Below are 16,798 nucleotides of genomic sequence, written 5' to 3' on the forward strand. Positions count from 1 at the left end.
CGTCCGGCAGGGCCGGCGCGGCAGCTTGGTCAGGTTGGGCAGCGCTTGCAGGCAAGCGCCGACTGGAGCCGTCGTCCATGGTTCGTCCGTTGCGATTGTCGCCGCGACAAGGCGGCACGGGTGCTATCGTCCCGTGAGCGGAGCTTGTCAATGATCGGGGGTGCAAAGCTCTGGCCGGTCAGTCCTGACCGGTGGGCCGGTCCGTCTGATAGCGGTGCGTGACGGGAAAGTCGGGAAGGAACGCCTCGCGCCGCAGGGTCCAGCACTCGTATTGCGGAACGAAAACGTCCTGCGCATCGAACGCCCCCAAGGGAAGCTCGATCTCGTCGCCCGTGCGGGCAAAGACTGAACTTCCACAGGCAGGGCAAAAGTGCCGTCCGGCGAAGCTGTGCGTCGTGCCCGTGACGCGGACCTTCGCCACATGAAAGATCGCCGCGGCATAGAAGAGCGCGCCATGGTGCTTGCGGCAATCCCGGCAATGGCAGATCCCGACCCGCTCGGGCGCGCCATCCGCCTCGAAGCGCACGGCGCCGCACAGGCACCCTCCGGCATGTCCCGTCCCGTCCATCCTCGCTCCTCCGGCCTCAAACGGCCGTCAGCGATGCCGCGACCAGGGCAGGAGGATATGCTCGATCAGGCGGAAGACCAGCTCGAAGGTGAAGGCGAGCGCTGAAATGACCAGGATGCCGACGATCACCACGTCCGTCACCAGGAACTGCGCTGCGGACTGGATCATGTAGCCAAGGCCCCGTGTTGCGGCCACGAGCTCGGCGGCGACCAGCGTCGTCCAACCCGCACCGAGCGCGATGCGGATGCCGGCGACGATCGAGGGCAGGGCCGCCGGAATGAGGACAAATCGCAGAAGCTGGAGGCGCGTGGCGCCGAGCGAGCGTACGGCATTGATCTGCGAACGGGTGGCGCTGCGCACGCCGAGCGCTGTCGCGATGGCGACGGGCGCGAACATGGCGATGCCGATGACCAGGATCTTGCTCGGCTCGCCGATGCCGAACCAGATGATGACGAGCGGCAGATAGGCGAGCGGGGGCAGGGGCCGGATGAATTCGATGATCGGATCGAGAAAGCCCCGCCCGACAGGGCTGAGCGCCATGAGAAGACCGGCAGGCACCGCGATGGCGACGGTTGCGGCGAGTGCCGTGACCACCCGCACCAGACTGGCGAGCGCATGCTGGGCAAGGGTGGCGTCGGCATAGCCGCGCAGGCTTGCCGCCTGTGCCGCGCGCCAGACCCGCTGCGGCGATGGAAGGAAGACGGCCGAGACCCACCCGAATGTCGAGGCCGCCCACCAGAGGGCGAGGATGAGCGTCAGCGTCGTTGCGGCGGCCAGATACGGCCAGGGAAGGGCGCTTGTCGAACGCACGCGACGCGCCTGCGCCGGTGGCTCCGCCCGGGCCGTCTGCGTGCTCATGCGGGCGCATCCTCCGTTTCGTGAATGGCGTCGGTCAGCGCTTCGCGCAGAGCGGTGAAGCCGGGGTCCGACCGTATGGACCGGGCTGGCTTGCCGGAAAGGAAATCCTGCGAGAACGAAATCTCGACCGATTGGGCGATGCGGCCCGGCCGACCGGACAGGACGATCACGCGGGTCCCGAGGAACAGCGCTTCCTCGACGCTGTGGGTGATCAGCATGACGCCTGCGCCGCTGGCATTCCAGGTCCGCAGGATCAGCTCCTGCATGCGCTCGCGTGTCATGGCATCGAGCGCACCGAGCGGCTCGTCCATCAACAGAAAGTGCGGGTCGGCTGCCAGTGCCCTGGCAATGCCGACCCGTTGGCGCTGGCCGCCGGAAAGCTCCCAGACATGGCGCTGCCCGAACTCGGGAAGGCCGACGGCCTGCAGAAGGGCATTGGTGCGCTCGGCCTGATGCGCGCGGCTGAGGCCCCGGAGGCGCAAGGGCAGCGCGATATTCTCTGCGACACTGAGCCAGGGCAGCAGCGCATCGTCCTGAAAGACCACGGCCCGTTCGGGACCCGGCCCAAGAACGGGCACACCGTCACAGGCGATGCTGCCCTTGGTGGGCAGGACGAAGCCTGCAGCGAGGTTCAGGAGCGAGGTCTTGCCGGCACCCGAGCGCCCGAGCACGGTGACGAAGGCGCCCCGCTCGATGACGAGATCGACCCCATCGAGCACCGCCGCCGCCGGGGCACTGTCCCGGCGGCTCGGGCGATAGGCAAGGCCTACCCGATCGAAGACGAGGCTGCCCACGCGTCAGTCCCCGGCCTTCTCGGCGAAGGACTTGTCGACATAGGGGCTGTAGTCGTCGAGCGCGGTCGCGATCGTGCCCTGCTCCACCAGGAAGGCCGCGGTGGCGGCCACTGCCTTGGCCGTGCCGCCGCCCAGGAAGGCCTCACTCGTCTGGGCTTTCAGATCCGCGAACTCGTAGCCCTTCAGAAGCTGCGGAACGTCCTGTGCGGGTGCGCCGGTCAGCTTGGCGATGGCTTGCGCCTGGCTCGAGGTCGCGTCCCAGGCGGCCGGGTTGGACAGGTAGTCGGCCGTCGCCTCGCCCGTGACCTTGACGAAGGCTTCGACGATATCGGGATGCGCCTCTGCATAGTCCTTGCGCACGATCCAGGCGTCGAAGGTCGGCCCGCCCCAGTCGGCGACATCCTTCGACGTGGCGATCACCGTGCCGCCGGTGGTCTTGATCGTGTTGAGGACCGGGTCCCAGACATAGGCGCCATCGATATCCCCGCGTTCCCAGGCGGCCGCGATATCCTGGGGTCGAAGGTTCACCAGCTCCAGGCTGGACGGTGCGATCCCCCAATGCGACAGCGCCGTCAGGAGCGAGTAGTGGGCGGTCGAGGCGAAGGGCGTTGCGATCTTGTGTCCGGCAAGTTCGGCCGGAGAGGCGATGTTGCGGACCGCCAGGGCCTCGGCCTCGCCGATATTGCCGACGATGTAGATGGCCTCGATGGGCAGTTCCTGGCTGGCCGCAGCGGTCAGCGGACTGGACCCGACATAGCCGATGTCGATGGCGCCGGAGGCGATCGCCGCAATCACGTCGGCGCCGCCTCCGAACAGGTTCCAGGTGATGTCCGCCCTGGTTTCCGCCTCATAAGTGCCGGCGGCCTGCGGAACCCTCGATGGCTCCACGATCTGCTGCCAGCCGATGCGCAGCTCCGCCGCATGCGCGGTGCCGGCCATGAGCAGGCTTGCCGCCAGCGCCGCAATCCGTCCGAATGTCATTGCCCTTACCCCCTTCTGGAAACGATGGGATAAGTCTACTGAATGGATGGACTGTGTAGAGGCACAAACAAGCGTTTTGCGTATCGCAGGTGTGAATGCTTTACCGCGCGATACGCAAGGCTTGGGATTTTCCGCCCCCGTGCGGGGGCCACGACCGTCAGTCCAGCGCCGCGGCGACGGCGTCGAAGAAGACGAGCGGGTCGATCGGCTCCTTGCCCGTGGGCTTGGGCTGCGCGCCGAAGGTCACGATGACCACCTTGCGCGCCGGGTTGATGTAGATGTTCTGCCCCTGGATGCCGATGGCCGCATAGGCGCCATCGGCGATGGCCGGTTCCGTCCAGCCCGTCCACCACATATAGCCGTAGTCGAGCGCCGTTCCGTCCTTCAGCCGGGTCGGGCCGGCGGCCTCGCGCGTCCAGCCATCGGGCAGGATCGAGGCGCCGTCGATCACCCCCTCGTTCAGGAAGAACAGCCCGAAGCGCCCGTAATCGCGCAATGTGGCGCTGATGCCGCTGCCGCCGATCTCCACCCCGTCCGGGGAATCGAGCCACCAGGTCGCGTCCGCTTCCATGCCGTAGGGGATCCAGATCTTCTCCGACAGATAATCTGCCAGGGGGCGCCCCACGGCGCCGTGCACGATCTCTCCCAGGACCTGCGTTTCGCCGGTGCTGTAATTGTTGACGGTACCGGGTTCGGCCGCACGCGGCAGGCGCGCCATCAGGGCCATGGCCGAGCCCGGCTTCTGGCCGATCTGCGCCTGCAAGAGCGCACGGCGGTCGGATTGCGGGTCGGTATAGGTCTCGTTCCAGCGCACGCCAGACGACATCATCAGAACGTCGCGCACGCTCACCCCGTCATAGGCGCTGCCCTTCAAGGCCGGCACGTAATCGACGACCGGCGCGTCGAGCCCGGCCAGGAGGCCCTCCTTGATGGCGATGGCGGCCAGCGTGGAGGTGATGGATTTGGCGACCGACATGGACATCCAGCGCGTCTCCTGCCGGTTGCCGCGCTGGTAGCTTTCGAAGGCGATCTTGCCGTCCTTCAGGACGAGCAGCGCCGTGAAGTTGTCGAGCGCCATGACATCGAAGAGATCGTAGGTCTGGCCGTCCAGTTCGAAACTCACATCGCCCAGCTGGCGCTCGGCACGTGGCAGGTCCCGGACCGTGCCGCCGGCCCGGATGGTGCGCGTGGGAAACAGCCGGTCGATGTTGCGGAAGGTCGCCACCGCATCGTCGGGCAGCAGCGCCCCATCATAGATCTGCTCGACAGTGCCGATCGCCTCTCCGGCATGTGGATAGCTCGTATCCGCAGCCCGCGCGCCCGTGCAGGCCAGGGCGATGCCGAGGCTTAAGAGAAGCCCGCGGCCTGTGCATAAGCTGTGAACGGACATGTGACATACTCCCCCTTCATGGCCATCGGGCGGCCGGTCCGGGACGGACAATATCGCGGCAGGCGGCGCCGGCAAGGCTTCCGGCGCGCCCCGCAAGTTTTGGAGCGTCGCCGAAAGCCGAAGAATTGCGGGTCGTGCGTGCCCGTACCGTGAAGGCCGAGCCGATCCGGCTCTACCACTCGACAACGATCTTGCCGAAATGGCCGGCAGTTTCCTGGTGGCGGAAGGCGGCTGCCAGCTCGTCGAGCGGGTAGGTCCGGTCGATGACCGGGCGCATGCCCGTTGCCTCCAGGGCGGCGATATAGTCGAGCTGGTCCTGGCGGCTGCCGACGATGAGGCCCTGAAGGCGTGCCTGGCGCGCCATCAGGAGCGCGGTCGGAACATCGCCCTGCCGGCCGGTCAGAACGCCGATCAACGCGATGTGCCCGCCCACGCGCACCGCGCGAATGGACTGGGCCAGCGTTCCGGCGCCGCCGACCTCCACCACATGGTCGACGCCCTCGCCGCCCGTCAGTTCCTGGACGCGGGCCCCCCATTCGGGCGTCTGACGGTAATTGATCGTCTCGTCCGCGCCGAGGTCGCGGGCCCGGGCGAGCTTGTCGTCGGAGGAGGATGTCAGGATCACCCGCGCGCCCATCGCCTTGGCGATCTGCAGCGCGGCGATGGAGACGCCGCCCGTGCCGAGCAGGAGGACGCTCGCCCCCGGCTTCAGGCCGCCATCCACGACCAGCGCCCGCCAGGCCGTCAGGCCGGCCGTCGTGATGGTGGACGCCTCGGCATGGCTCCATCCCTGCGGCGCGCGGGTAAAGTCGGTGGCCGCCCGCACGGCGAACTGCGTCGCATAGCCATCGATCCCGTCGCCCGGCGTGCCGCGGAAGTTCCCCACCGCGCCGAAGGGCCGCCCGGCCGGCCACTTCGGGAAGAAGCAGGAGACGACGGGATCGCCGGGCTTGAACTGCGTCACGCCCGCGCCGACCGCTTCCACCGTGCCGCCGGCATCGGACATGGGAATGCGCCGGTCCTGCGTGGGAATGCCGCCATTGGCGACCATGAGGTCGTGATAGTTCAGCGAGGTCGCATGGAGCGCCACGCGGATCTGGCCGGGGCCGGGCGCGCCGGGGTCCGCAATGTCGGCGGCTTCGAGCCGGTCCAGCCCACCTGGGGCACGTACGAGAATGGCTTTCATGGATACACCTCTTTCACATGCTGCTCAGTGTGGGTCATGCGTTTATGCGGATAACGAGCTTGCCGAAATTGCGTCCTTCCAGAAGACCGATGAAGGCCTCCGGAGCGTTTTCCAGGCCATCGACGATGTCTTCGCGGATCGTCATGCGGCCCTCGCGCAGCCATCCTGTCATGTCGCGCAGGAACTCTTCATGGTCCGGCCCGTAATGATCGGCGATGATGAAGCCCTGCACCAGGATGCGCTTGACCAGCAGGCCGGCCATGACGGGTGCGAGCCGGTCGGGCCCGGAGGGCTCTGCGGTCCTGTTGTAATTGGCGATCAGGCCGCAGAGGGGAATGCGCGCGTGATCGTTGAGGCGCGGGAAGACGGCGTCGAAGACCGCGCCGCCGACATTCTCGAAATAGACGTCGATGCCCTCCTGCGTCGCCTGTTCCAGGGCGGCCGGAAAGTCCGGGGACCGGTGGTCGACGCAGGCGTCGAAGCCCAGTTCCTCCATCGCGAAGCGGCACTTGTCCTGCCCGCCGGCAATGCCGACGGCCCGGGCGCCCCGGATCCTGGCGATCTGGCCGACGACCGACCCAACCGCCCCCGTTGCCGCAGCCACGACGACCGTTTCGCCCGCCTTCGGCGCGCCGATCTTCAACAGGCCATGCCAGGCCGTAAAGCCCGGCATGCCGAGAAGGCTGAGCGCATGGGAAGGATGGGCAAGCTCGGGATCGAGCGCCATGACGCCGCGTCCATCCGACAGGGCATAGTCCTGCCAGCCGCCGAAGGCGAGCACCAGGGCACCATCCTGGAAATCCGCATTGCGGGACGCTTCGACACGGGCCACCGTCGCCCCGCCCATGACGTCGTCGAGCGGGTTGGGTGCGGCATAGGAGGCCGCGTCGCTCATTCGGCCGCGCATATAGGGATCGAGCGACAGGTAAAGGTTGCGCAACCGGAACTGGCCGTCCGCCGGCTCGGGGAGGGGCTCCTCTTCCAGGCGGAAATTGTCCGGAACCGGGGCGCCCGTCGGACGTGAGGCCAGGACGATACGGCGATTGCGGGCTTGCGACATGGCATGTGCCTCCTCATACGCGTCCCCCCGGACTGGCCTTCAGCCGGCGCGGGCGGAGCGAGCGTTTCCTCCCCGCCACATCGTGGCCGACGCGGCAGGGTCAAGGGGGGAAGGCGAAGGGTTCGGACGGAAAGACGGCCCGCAGAAGCGGCCCGGTCAGACGGCGGGGCGCGCGGGCCGGTCCAGAAGGACGGCGCGAATCTTGGCGATGGCCTCTTCCTGCGTGGCCTCGTAGGGGATCAGCCCTGCCAGGCGCCCATTGGCGCCGACGAGCAGAAGGGATGTCGTATGGCGCATGCTGTAGCGCTCCGCCGTGCCGCGCTGCTCGGCGGTGACGAGCCAGCCATCCGTGACCTTGCGCACCTCCTGCGGATCCCCCGTAATACCGGTGATCCGGTCGGAGAATGCTGCAAGATAGGGTTTGAGAATGTCCACCGTGTCACGCTCGGGATCGACGGTGAAGAAGAGCGTCTGCAGGTCCTTGCCCTCGTCTCCGAGGGCCTGGAGCCAGCCGGACACCTCGTACAGCGTGGTCGGGCAGACTTCCGGGCAATGGGTGTAGCCGAAATAGACGATGGAGGGCCGGCCCTTGAAGATCGATTGATCGACGGTTCCGCCGCGCGTGCTCACGAGCTGAAAGGGAGCATCGGGCGAGCCGGAGGGCTTGTCGAGCGCCGTCCAGGCAATGACGCCGAGGAGGAGCGTCATCAGAGCGCCGATGGCGCCGATGGCAAGAAGGCGGCCGGGTCGGTTTGCCATGGAAGGGTCCTCCGCTTGCTTTCCCGTCATCAATGCGCGCCGTGGCCCTGGTGCCCGCCATGGGCATCGTGACCCTGCGGCGCCGTGTCGGCAGCGCCCGCGCCTGCCGGGCCCCGCGCGCCGAGCGAACCGACCGACAGGGTCGTCTCGACCGTGCCGGCGCTTTCGAAGCGCAGCGTCAGGGGGATCGTCTCGCCTTCCGCAAGCGGCGTCGGAAGGTCGACCAGCATGAGGTGGTAGCCGTTGGGCGCCAGCGCCAGGCTGCCATGCGCCGGCACCTCCAGCCCGTCCGGCAGGGCATCCATCTGCATCATGCCGCCTTGCGTCGACATGACATGGATCTCCACGCTCTCGGCGCGAGGGCTGGAGGCGCCGAGCAGCCGGTCGGCCGCCGCGCCGGAATTGGTGATCGTCAGATAGCCGGCGCCGACCCGCGCGCCCGGCGCCGTCGCACGGCTCCAGCCGGCGGAGACGGCAAGCTCGCCCTTGAGGACGGTATCTTCGGCGGACCATGCCGGCAGCGCCAGGAAGGCGCAGGCGGCGAGGGCGGCCAGTCGGGTCTTGGCGAAGGGCAGCATGGATAAGCTCCTTTCAGATCGTCAGGGCAGGGGCGGACAGGCCGCACGCCGCCGCGTATCGTCGCGCAGCACGAAGAGCGTGGCGCCGCCGACGAGGCCTGCCAGGCAGAACCAGGTGATGGCGTAGATCAGATGCGAATTGCGGAAGGTGACGACCGTCAGCCCGCCCACCGGGAAGCCGCCCGGATTGGCCGTCGCATCGGCATCGATGAAATAGGGTGCGACGGGGCCGAGCCCCCGGGCGGCAGCGATGGCCGCCACATCGCGTGAGAACCAGCGGTCGCCCGCCGCATCGTTGGAGCGCAGGAAGCCGCCGCCGGGCTCGGTCGGGCGCAGGAGCCCCGTCACCGTCGCCACCGCCTGGGGGGACGCCGGCGCCGCGGCATCGCGCCTGTCTGCCGGAACGAAGCCCCGATTGATCAGGACCGGCGGCCCGTCCTCGCGCAGGAGGGGCGTCATGACCCAGAAGCCGGGTCCAAGCTCCGTGACCGCCTGGACGAAGGTCTGCGCATCCCCGAGCCAATGCCCGCGCAGCGTGACGTGCCTGTAGGCGTCGGCCGCCGGATCGAAGGCGTCCGCGGTCGGCGGCGCGGCCGGCGGGGCATGGATGCGGGCGTCGACGCTGGCGATAAGATCGAGCTTCCATTGCAGGCGCTCGATCTGCCAGATGCCGAGCGCCAGGAAGGCGAGCGCCAGGAGGGCGCCCAGGGCCGCCACGATGATGCTTCGGCGGCGTGTCGGCACGCGCGGGGAAGGCGTCTCGTGGTGGCCCGATGCGGTCACGGCGTGTAGCCGGCCGGCCGCATGTCGTCCATCGGCATCATATTGGTGTTCAGGTGGTACATGACCCACAGCGAGCCGGCCAGCATGATGACCGTGATGACGAGGGTGAAGACCAGCGCCAGCATGTTCCAGCCGCCTTCCGAGCGGGTGTTCATATGCAGGAAGTAGACCATGTGGACGACGATCTGCACCGCCGCGAAGCCCATGATGACGAAGGCCGTCACCTGCGGGCCCATTCCCGTTTCACGCATGGCGATCAGAAAGGGAATGACGGTCAGGACGACCGACAGGACGAAGCCGATCACATAGCCCTTCATCGTCCCGTGGGCGCCGTCCTGGTGATGATGCTCCGCGCCCGTATGGGCGGAATGGGTGTGCTCGCTCATGACAGGGAACCGATCAGGTAAACGAAGGAGAAGACGCCGATCCACACGACGTCGAGGAAGTGCCAGAACATGGACAGGCACATCAGCCGGCGCTGGTTGGCCGGGATCAGCCCATGCCGCGCGACCTGGATCATCAGAACGCAGAGCCAGACGCAGCCGAAGAAGACGTGCAGCCCGTGCGTTCCCACCAGCGTGAAGAAGGCCGACAGGAAGGCGCTGCGCTGCGGGCCGGCCCCGATCTCGATCAGGTGGTGGAACTCGTAGAGCTCCATGCCGAGGAAGGCGACGCCGAGCACGCCGGTGACGGCGAGCCAGAACATCATCGCGCCCTTGCGCCCGATCTGCATGGCCATCATGGCCATGCCGAAGGTCAGGGACGAGATCAGAAGCATGGCCGTGGCCACGGCGACGAGGTTCAGGTCGAACAGGTCGGCGCCGGACGGGCCGGCGGCGAAGGCCTGGCTGTAGACGCCGAAGCAGGCGAAGAGGACCGCGAAGATGAGGCAGTCGCTCATCAGGTAGATCCAGAAGCCGAGCAGCGTGCCGCCGTCCGACTCCGCGTGGTGGTGCTCCTCCTCGACGACGTAGAAGCTGACGGGCTCTGTACCGGCGGTTGCGATCTGTGCGTTCGCCATGGCTCAGGCTCCGGCTGCGAGGGCTTGGGTGCGGCGGTCTTCCTGGAGCGCCACTTCGTCGGCCGGGATGTAGTAGTCCCAGTCGTAGTTGAAGGTGTGCAGGATGGCGGTGACGAGGATGCCCCCGAAGGCGAGCGCCGCCAGCCACCAGATGTACCAGACCATGGCGAAGCCGAGGATGAGCGCCAGCGCCGACAGGACCGCCCCGGCCGCCGTGTTGCGGGGCATGTGGATCGGCTGGTAGCCGCCCACCGGCCGCTCATGGCCGCGCTGCTTCATGTCCCACCACGCATCCTGCTGGTGGACGACCGGCGCGAAGGCGAAGTTGTAGGCCGGCGGCGGCGAGGACGTCGCCCACTCCAGGGTCCGGCCGTTCCAGGGATCGCCCGTCACGTCCCGCAGCGCCTCGCGGTTGCGGTAGCTCACATAGAGCTGGATCAGGAAGCAGGCGATGCCGATGGCCACCAGAACCGCCCCGAAGGCCGCGATGATGAACCAGATCTGGAGCGAGGGGTCCTCGAAATGGTTGACGCGGCGCGTCACCCCCATCAGCCCGAGCACGTAGAGCGGCGTGAAGGCGAACCAGTAGCCGGCGAGCCAGAACCAGAAGCTCATCTTGCCCCAGAAGGGATCGAGCCGGTAGCCGAAGGCCTTCGGGAACCAGTAGTTCATTCCGGCAAACAGGCCGAACACCACGCCGCCGATGATGACGTTGTGGAAATGCGCCACCAGGAAGAGCGAGTTGTGGAGCACGAAGTCGGCCGGCGGAACCGCCAGGAGAACGCCCGTCATGCCGCCCACCGTGAAGGTGACCATGAAGCCCATCACCCAGAGCATCGGCACGTCGAAGCGGATCCGCCCGCGATACATGGTGAAGAGCCAGTTGAAGATCTTCGCCCCGGTGGGGATCGAGATGATCATGGTGGTGATGCCGAAGAAGGAGTTGACGCTGGCACCCGCGCCCATGGTGAAGAAGTGGTGCAGCCACACCAGGTAGGACAGGATCGTGATGACGACCGTGGCATAGACCATCGACACGTAGCCGAAGAGCCGCTTGCCGGAATAGGTGGACACGACTTCGGAGAAGATGCCGAAGACGGGCAGGATCAGGATGTAGACTTCCGGATGGCCCCAGATCCAGATGAGGTTCACGTACATCATCGGATTGCCGCCGAGATCGTTCGTGAAGAAGTTGGTGCCGACATAGCGGTCGAGCGTCAGCAGCGTGACGACGACGGTCAGGATGGGGAAGGACGCCACGATCAGGACGTTGGTGCAGAGCGAGGTCCAGGTGAAGATCGGCATCTGCATCATGCCCATGCCCTTGGCGCGCATCTTCACGATGGTCACGATCAGGTTGATGCCGGACAGGGTGGTGCCGACGCCTGCGATCTGCAGGGCCCATAGGTAGTAATCGACGCCGACGCCCGGACTGTAGGCCGCGCCCGACAGGGGCGGATAGGCTAGCCAGCCGGTGCGTGCGAACTCACCGACGAAGAGCGACAGCATGACGAGGACCGCACCGGCCGTCGTCAGCCAGAAGGACAGGTTGTTCAGGAAGGGAAAGGCGACGTCGCGGGCGCCGATCTGCAAGGGCATGACGTAGTTCATCAGACCGGTGACCAGCGGCATCGCCACGAAGAAGATCATGATCACGCCGTGCGCCGTGAAGATCTGGTCATAGTGATGCGGTGGCAGGAAGCCTTCATTGCCGCCGAAGGCCATGGCCTGCTGCGCGCGCATCAGGAGCGCGTCGGAAAAGCCGCGCAGCAGCATCACGATGCCGAGGATCATGTACATGATGCCGATCTTCTTGTGATCGACGGTCGTGATCCAGTCGCGCCAGAGCGGGCCCCACAGGCGGTAATAGGTGATGGCGGCCAGGAGCGCGCTGCCGATGAGCGCCACCCCGATGAAGGTCACGACCAGGATGGGGTCGTGATAGGGGATCGCTTCCAGGCTCAGCCGGCCGAAGATCAATTCCGTAAGGCCCGTGTTGGATAGCATGGCGTCTGTCGTTCCTTGCACGTTCGCGGATGGGCCGCCGGCCCTGACGAATTCTAGTTCTGCAGCTGGTCCGGTGCGGCCGAGCCCGGCGCCGGGCCGTCATCGCCACTCTGGCCGCTCCCATTCTGCGTGCCACTCTGCCCCTCGTCGGGCGCCTGACGGGGGCCCTCATGCGGGCCTTCATGGGGCGCGCCCTGCGGTGCGGCGTCGTCCGCCGGCTCTTCCGAGCGCGGGCGGCGGTCGGATGCCGGGAAGGTGGCTCCGGGGGCTTCCGCGCCGCCCGCCTCGCCCGCGCCGGCATAGCCGGAGGGGCCATGGCCGAAATGCGAATCATGCGCGCGGTTGGTGTCGTAGATCAGCCGGTCCATGTGGTGCAGGCTGTCCAGGCCACCGCCGCCCTGCATGTCGATATGCATCATCTCGTCCATGCACATGCGGCCGGGTTCGACGCACATGTTCAGGATGGCGCGGAACAGTCCGCGATCGACCTGCGAATAGTAGTGGACGGGCTCCATCTCGCTCGGCGCCTCTACCTCCAGGTAGCGCTCGCGGGTGAGCGGCTGGCCTTGCGCGCGCACCCGCGCCACCCATTCATCGAAGCCGTCCTGCGACATGCCGAGGAACTTGAAGTGCATGTTGGAGAAGCCGGGCCCGGAATAGTTGGACGCGATGCCCTCATAGGTGCCTTCCCGGTTGATGACGGCGTGGAGCTGCGTCTGCATGCCGGGCATTGCGTAGATCATTCCCGACAGGGCGGGGATGTAGAAGGAGTTCATGATGGAGGAGGAGGTCAGGCGGAAGGCGATCGGCGTGTCCACCGGGGCGGCCAGCTCGTTGACGGTCGCGATGCCGAGCTCGGGATAGATGAACATCCATTTCCAGTCGAGCGCGACGACTTCGACGGTCAGGGTGCGCGTTTCCTCCGTCACGGGCTGGCCCGGCGCGATACGGGTGAGCGGGCGGTAGGGATCGAGCAGATGGGTGAACAGCCAGGTCATGGCGCCGAGCGCGATGATGATCATCAGCGGCGCGGTCCAGATCAGGACTTCCAGCTTGGTCGAGTGATTCCACTCCGGATCGTAGGTGGCGTCGCGGTTGGAGGCGCGGTACTTCCAGGCAAAGAACAGCGTGAAGAGGATCACCGGCACGATGATCAGGAGCATCAGCCCGGTCGACCACAGGATCAGGTTGGCCTGGCGCGTGGCGACATCGCCGGCCGGATTCATCACGACGAGGTTGCAGCCGCCCAGAAGGAGCATGAGCGGCGCGAGCACGGCGAGGCGGAACGGTTTGAACGGCAAGACGAGCCCTCGACCCTGAACTGTTCGGACTCTTGCGTGTTAATTCCTTGAGGCAGCACAGGGGATTGGACGTTTTGTCCACCCCCCGACCCTTTGACGACACGCCGCCCCTGCGACTAATGGCTGTTGCAGGGACGTGAACTTCGCCCGGGCGAGGGTTTGACCAGCATCAAGGAGGCTCTTCGGCATGAGCTCGAGCACCGCGCAAACAGCGTCGTCGACGGAGATGGAGCGCCATGCGCGGCAGGTGTCGGGTGGGTCGCACGTCTCACCCGGGGAGCTGGCGCTGGGCGTCGTCATCGGCCGTGCGTCGGAAGCCTTCGACTTCTTCGTCTTCGGCATCGCCTGCGTCATCGTCTTCCCGGCCATCATGTTCCCCTTTGCCGATCCGGTGCTCGGCACGCTCTATTCCTTCGCCGTGTTCAGCCTGGCCTTCATCGCCCGGCCCGTCGGCTCCATCCTCTTCCTGGCGGTGGATCGCAATTACGGCCGCAGCACTAAGCTGACCATCGCCCTGTTCCTCCTCGGCGGGTCCACGGCGGCGATCGCCTTCCTGCCGGGTTACGAGACCATCGGCATCTATGCCATCCTGGCGCTCGTCCTGTTCCGGCTCGGCCAGGGCTTCGCGCTCGGCGGTGCCTATGACGGCCTGGCCTCGCTGCTCGCGCTCAACGCGCCCGAAAAGCACCGCGCCTGGTATGCCATGATGCCGCAGATGGGCGCGCCGATCGGCTTCATCGTGGCGAGCGGGCTCTTCGCCTTCTTCTACCTGAACCTGACCGAGACGGATTTCCTGAACTGGGGCTGGCGCTACCCGTTCTTCGTGGCCTTCACCATCAACGTGGTGGCGCTCTTCGCGCGGCTGCGCCTGATCGCCACGCAGGAATATGCCGAGCTCTACGAGAGCCAGAAGCTGGCGCCCGTCCGGGTGAAGAACCTCGTGGAAAGCCGCGGCCGCGACGTGATCATCGGCGCCTTCGTGCCGCTGGCGAGCTTCGCCCTGTTCCACCTCGTGACGATCTTCCCGATCTCCTACATCGAACTCTATTCGGACCGCGAGATCGGCGAGTTCCTGCTGACCCAGCTCGGCGGGGCGGTCCTGTGCCTCATCTGCGTGGTCCTGTCCGGCGCGATCGCCGACCGCATCGGCCGCCGCAAATATCTCGGCTTCTGCGCGGGCGGCATCGCCCTGCTCAGCGTGGCGACGCCCTTCCTCTTCGCGGCGGGGCTGCCGGGGCAGACGGCCTTCATCCTGATCGGCTTTGCGCTGCTCGGCCTGTCGCACGGGCAGGCGGCCGGCGCGGTGGCCTCCAACTTCGCCAATCAGTTCCGCTATACCGGCTCGGCCATCACCTCCGACCTTGCCTGGCTGATCGGCGCCGGCTTCGCGCCGCTTGTCGCCCTGGCGCTGACGGCCGAGTTCGGTGTCGGCTCCATCGGCCTCTATCTGATGTCGGGTGCCGTCTGCACGCTGGTCGCGCTGTGGTTCAACCGCAATTACCGGCTGAACGAGTTGTCCGGCCCTTCGCCGGACGGCGCCTGACCGCGGGCCCGGCCCGTCAGCGGACCGGGCGCTTTTCCAGCTTGCGGGCCAGGGTGCGGCGGTGCATGCCGAGCCTGCGCGCCGTTTCGGATATGTTGAAATCGGCATCCACCAGTGTCTGGTGGATGCGTTCCCATTCCAGATTCTTCAGTGATGTCGGACGCCCGTCCACCGCGACGCTCGCATCGCCACCCTCACGCTCGAAGGCGCGTTCGATATCGTCCGTATTGGCCGGCTTGGGCAGGTAGTGCGCCGCGCCGAGCTTCACCGCCTCGACCGCGGTGGCGATGCTCGCAAAGCCCGTCAGCACCACGATCCGCATGGCCGGATCGGCCGCATGCAGCCGCTTCACACAGTCGAGGCCGGATGGGCCGACGAGCTTCAGATCGACGACGGCATAGGCGGGGAGGAACGTTGCGAGCAGCCGCTCCATCGCCTCGTAATCGGTGACGTGGCGGACCGTGTAGCCGCGGCGCTCGAAGGACCGGCTGAGCGCCTTGGCCAGGGCCAGGTCATCCTCGACGATCAGAAGCGTTCCTTCGCTCACGGCGTATCCCTTCCCATGGATGCGAGGGGCAGGCGCAGGGTGACGACCGCACCACCATGGCTTTGGTTGCGGGCGGTGAGGCGGCCGCCGAGCTTGCGCACGACGTTGGTCACCAGGAAGAGCCCGAGGCCCGCCCCGGGACGGCCCTTGGTGGATAGATAGGGCTTGCCGAGCCCTTCGAGTACCTGCGGCGCGAAGCCCGGCCCGTCGTCGGACACGGTCAGAACCACGGCATCCTCATCCCGCGCCAGCTCGACCGTGACGTGGCTTCCCGCTTCGAGGGCATTGTCGAGAAGGTTGAAGACCACCTGCTCCAGCGCCAGATCCGCGATCATCGGAGCATCGGGCGCGAAGTCGTCGACATAGTCGAAGCCCTTGGGCTGGCGCACCCCCTTCCAGCGCTCGACCACCGTGGTGAAGAAGCTGGCGACGCTCGTGTGGAGCGTGCCTTCGCCCCGCGTCTGGCCGGCCGAGGTCAGGATGCTCGACACGATGGCCTTGCAGCGGTCGAGCTGCGCCTCCGCTTCGCTGAGCTCCTGGGCCAGTTCGCCGTCCGATCGAAAGGCCGGCGCGCGGCTCCAGTCGTTCAGGATGACCGACAGCGTGGCGAGCGGCGTGCCCAGCTCATGCGCGGCGCCGGAGGCCAGAAGGCCGATGCGCACGATATGGTCCTCTTCGGCGGCCTGCTGGCGCAGCTCGGCCAGCCCGGCATCGCGGATCGCGAGGTTACGGTTGATGCGGATCACGAAATAGACCAGGAGCACCGCCACGAGCAGGAAGGCGATGAAGAGCCCCTGCACGAACAGGCTCGCCGCTGCCGGCCCGGCCGGGTGCGGAATGGCGATGGGCTCGTAGGCAATGGCCAGCCCCGCAAAGCACAGGGTCGTCACCACGGTGAGCGCCCAGGCAAAGTCGGCCGTCAGCAGCACGGCGCCCAGAATGGTCTGCAGGAGATACAGCGATACGAAGGGATTGAGCGCGCCGCCGCTGAAGTAAAGCTGCGCCGTCAGCGCCGCGACGTCGATGAGGAGCTGCAGGAACAGCTCCGTATCGGAAATTCCCTGACGGAACCAATAGCGTGCATAGCTTGCCAGATTGGCAAGGACGATGAGCGCCAGAACGGTGCCCATTTCCCGCAGGGGGAGGGCGATGCCGAGCTTGGTGTGCACGAGCGCGATCGTGGCCACCTGACCTGCGACGGCGATCCAGCGCAGCTGGATGACGAGCAGGAGATTGGTCCGGTTCGCGGCTTCGGCAGCCGGGATCGTCCCGCGTGATCGTGTCTCGGCCATCGGCTTTCTCCCTCCTGATGATCCTCCACGTCCCCGGTAGCGGAAACTGGCAGCCGCATGCAACCGCGGCCGTGCCGGGCTTTCATCGCCCTGTCATGCACACGTCATCCCCTCGTTACGCGGTACGCCG

The 16,798-nt window shown here is 66.9% G+C and carries 17 protein-coding genes; 1 reads left to right on the top strand and 16 read right to left on the bottom strand.

Annotated elements, in window-relative coordinates; genetic code table 11:
- Window positions 1-178 precede the first annotated feature (178 nt).
- The 14 genes from AUL30_RS06080 to cyoA form a co-directional block, all read right to left on the bottom strand.
- A complete protein-coding gene (locus tag AUL30_RS06080) occupies window positions 179-568 on the bottom strand; it encodes a GFA family protein (RefSeq protein ID WP_062226972.1) in 390 nt (129 codons plus the stop codon).
- A gap of 27 nt (window positions 569-595) precedes the next feature.
- Window positions 596-1,426: an ABC transporter permease subunit gene (locus AUL30_RS06085; RefSeq protein ID WP_062226973.1), complete on the bottom strand. Its 831-nt coding sequence runs from the start codon at window positions 1,424-1,426 to the stop codon at window positions 596-598.
- Window positions 1,423-2,220 (bottom strand): taurine ABC transporter ATP-binding protein, encoded by a 798-nt coding sequence (locus tag AUL30_RS06090; RefSeq protein WP_062226974.1) that lies wholly within the window; start codon window positions 2,218-2,220, stop codon window positions 1,423-1,425. Before AUL30_RS06090 ends, AUL30_RS06085 begins: the two co-directional genes overlap by 4 nt.
- A gap of 3 nt (window positions 2,221-2,223) precedes the next feature.
- Window positions 2,224-3,201, bottom strand: a complete 978-nt coding sequence (tauA, locus tag AUL30_RS06095; protein WP_062226975.1) for a taurine ABC transporter substrate-binding protein — start codon at window positions 3,199-3,201, stop codon at window positions 2,224-2,226.
- A 157-nt stretch (window positions 3,202-3,358) separates the two neighbouring features.
- Entirely contained in the window at window positions 3,359-4,591 is a 1,233-nt protein-coding gene (locus AUL30_RS06100; RefSeq protein WP_062226976.1) for a serine hydrolase domain-containing protein, read from the bottom strand.
- Between the two features lie 172 nt (window positions 4,592-4,763).
- Complete coding sequence (locus AUL30_RS06105) at window positions 4,764-5,777, bottom strand: zinc-dependent alcohol dehydrogenase family protein (RefSeq protein WP_062226977.1); 1,014 nt, start codon at window positions 5,775-5,777, stop codon at window positions 4,764-4,766.
- Between the two features lie 34 nt (window positions 5,778-5,811).
- A complete protein-coding gene (locus AUL30_RS06110) occupies window positions 5,812-6,837 on the bottom strand; it encodes an NADP-dependent oxidoreductase (protein ID WP_062226978.1) in 1,026 nt (341 codons plus the stop codon).
- A gap of 156 nt (window positions 6,838-6,993) precedes the next feature.
- Window positions 6,994-7,596, bottom strand: coding sequence for an SCO family protein (locus tag AUL30_RS06115; RefSeq protein ID WP_062226979.1), 603 nt, complete (start codon window positions 7,594-7,596; stop codon window positions 6,994-6,996).
- 29 nt (window positions 7,597-7,625) lie between these two features.
- On the bottom strand, window positions 7,626-8,174 hold the full coding sequence (locus tag AUL30_RS06120) for a copper chaperone PCu(A)C (protein WP_062226980.1): 549 nt from the start codon (window positions 8,172-8,174) through the stop codon (window positions 7,626-7,628).
- A gap of 21 nt (window positions 8,175-8,195) precedes the next feature.
- Entirely contained in the window at window positions 8,196-8,918 is a 723-nt protein-coding gene (locus AUL30_RS06125) for an SURF1 family protein (protein WP_407638268.1), read from the bottom strand.
- A gap of 35 nt (window positions 8,919-8,953) precedes the next feature.
- Window positions 8,954-9,343, bottom strand: coding sequence for a cytochrome o ubiquinol oxidase subunit IV (cyoD, locus tag AUL30_RS06130; protein ID WP_062226981.1), 390 nt, complete (start codon window positions 9,341-9,343; stop codon window positions 8,954-8,956).
- Entirely contained in the window at window positions 9,340-9,978 is a 639-nt protein-coding gene (cyoC, locus tag AUL30_RS06135) for a cytochrome o ubiquinol oxidase subunit III (RefSeq protein ID WP_062226982.1), read from the bottom strand. Before cyoC ends, cyoD begins: the two co-directional genes overlap by 4 nt.
- Window positions 9,979-9,981: 3 nt before the next feature.
- Complete coding sequence (gene cyoB, locus AUL30_RS06140) at window positions 9,982-11,985, bottom strand: cytochrome o ubiquinol oxidase subunit I (protein WP_062226983.1); 2,004 nt, start codon at window positions 11,983-11,985, stop codon at window positions 9,982-9,984.
- Between the two features lie 53 nt (window positions 11,986-12,038).
- A complete protein-coding gene (gene cyoA, locus AUL30_RS06145) occupies window positions 12,039-13,244 on the bottom strand; it encodes a ubiquinol oxidase subunit II (RefSeq protein WP_062227059.1) in 1,206 nt (401 codons plus the stop codon).
- 229 nt (window positions 13,245-13,473) lie between these two features.
- Here cyoA and AUL30_RS06150 point away from each other — a divergent pair, with 229 nt between their 5' ends.
- Entirely contained in the window at window positions 13,474-14,829 is a 1,356-nt protein-coding gene (locus AUL30_RS06150; RefSeq protein WP_062226984.1) for an MFS transporter, read from the top strand.
- A 16-nt stretch (window positions 14,830-14,845) separates the two neighbouring features.
- Here AUL30_RS06150 and AUL30_RS06155 read toward each other — a convergent pair whose 3' ends face one another.
- Entirely contained in the window at window positions 14,846-15,376 is a 531-nt protein-coding gene (locus AUL30_RS06155; protein ID WP_062226985.1) for a response regulator transcription factor, read from the bottom strand.
- Window positions 15,373-16,668 (bottom strand): ATP-binding protein, encoded by a 1,296-nt coding sequence (locus AUL30_RS06160; RefSeq protein ID WP_062226986.1) that lies wholly within the window; start codon window positions 16,666-16,668, stop codon window positions 15,373-15,375. Before AUL30_RS06160 ends, AUL30_RS06155 begins: the two co-directional genes overlap by 4 nt.
- Window positions 16,669-16,798 lie beyond the last annotated feature (130 nt).

Origin of the sequence: Aureimonas frigidaquae (assembly GCF_001463905.1) — a bacterium.
In the GTDB taxonomy this organism is placed as follows: Bacteria; Pseudomonadota; Alphaproteobacteria; order Rhizobiales; family Rhizobiaceae; genus Aureimonas; species Aureimonas frigidaquae.

Coding starts and splice junctions, on each gene's coding strand:
- tauA (WP_062226975.1), bottom strand. CDS start 3,201: ATGACATTCGGACGGATTGCGGCGCTGGCGGCAAGCCTGCTCATGGCC.
- AUL30_RS06110 (WP_062226978.1), bottom strand. CDS start 6,837: ATGTCGCAAGCCCGCAATCGCCGTATCGTCCTGGCCTCACGTCCGACG.
- cyoC (WP_062226982.1), bottom strand. CDS start 9,978: ATGGCGAACGCACAGATCGCAACCGCCGGTACAGAGCCCGTCAGCTTC.
- AUL30_RS06100 (WP_062226976.1), bottom strand. CDS start 4,591: ATGTCCGTTCACAGCTTATGCACAGGCCGCGGGCTTCTCTTAAGCCTC.
- AUL30_RS06080 (WP_062226972.1), bottom strand. CDS start 568: ATGGACGGGACGGGACATGCCGGAGGGTGCCTGTGCGGCGCCGTGCGC.
- AUL30_RS06115 (WP_062226979.1), bottom strand. CDS start 7,596: ATGGCAAACCGACCCGGCCGCCTTCTTGCCATCGGCGCCATCGGCGCT.
- cyoD (WP_062226981.1), bottom strand. CDS start 9,343: ATGAGCGAGCACACCCATTCCGCCCATACGGGCGCGGAGCATCATCAC.
- AUL30_RS06085 (WP_062226973.1), bottom strand. CDS start 1,426: ATGAGCACGCAGACGGCCCGGGCGGAGCCACCGGCGCAGGCGCGTCGC.
- cyoA (WP_062227059.1), bottom strand. CDS start 13,244: ATGCTCCTTCTGGGCGGCTGCAACCTCGTCGTGATGAATCCGGCCGGC.
- AUL30_RS06150 (WP_062226984.1), top strand. CDS start 13,474: ATGAGCTCGAGCACCGCGCAAACAGCGTCGTCGACGGAGATGGAGCGC.
- AUL30_RS06120 (WP_062226980.1), bottom strand. CDS start 8,174: ATGCTGCCCTTCGCCAAGACCCGACTGGCCGCCCTCGCCGCCTGCGCC.
- AUL30_RS06160 (WP_062226986.1), bottom strand. CDS start 16,668: ATGGCCGAGACACGATCACGCGGGACGATCCCGGCTGCCGAAGCCGCG.
- cyoB (WP_062226983.1), bottom strand. CDS start 11,985: ATGCTATCCAACACGGGCCTTACGGAATTGATCTTCGGCCGGCTGAGC.
- AUL30_RS06105 (WP_062226977.1), bottom strand. CDS start 5,777: ATGAAAGCCATTCTCGTACGTGCCCCAGGTGGGCTGGACCGGCTCGAA.